The sequence below is a fragment of the Gilliamella sp. Pas-s25 genome (genome assembly GCF_009795885.1).
Taxonomy (GTDB): Bacteria; Pseudomonadota; Gammaproteobacteria; order Enterobacterales; family Orbaceae; genus Gilliamella.
In genome coordinates this window covers 1-428 of sequence record NZ_WTEV01000089.1, presented here as the reverse complement: position 1 = coordinate 428, position 428 = coordinate 1, and the positions used below count along the sequence as shown (strand labels likewise).

Here is a 428-nt window from a genome sequence, read left to right as displayed (position 1 = left end):
GGGATTTCTTCTATCTGTTATCCTTTATTCTCCTACAACGCAAAAATTAATAATTAAGCGCTAAAGACTAAGGAGTAACACATAACGCACTAAAACCAGCACCATCATCAGGATACCCATCGTCGGGGGTCAGGTCAATATAATCACTTATTAAACCATCATATTCTAAATTAACAAAGTACGAAGCATGAAATGGCCTCCAATTCGGATTATTATTAGGATTATGATCAACATCAGCATGAAAATCACTTACCCAGGAAGCCCATCCAAAGCATCCTGGGTCATGAAGGTTTTGTTTACAGTAATTATTCCCTCCATGATCCCATCTATACTCTGTTAAGTTCCCCCACTCTCCGAACATACCAGCACCAATCCGACGATCAGCATGTTTAGAATTTGATGACGGCGTGGCGCCAACAACAGATCCA

General features: G+C 40.4%; 1 protein-coding gene. It reads right to left on the bottom strand.

The genetic code is table 11. The features are described 5' to 3' along the window. Window positions 1-67: 67 nt before the first annotated feature. A partial coding sequence (locus GQ593_RS13470; RefSeq protein WP_160432480.1) for a hypothetical protein occupies window positions 68-428 on the bottom strand: 361 nt, incomplete at its 5' end.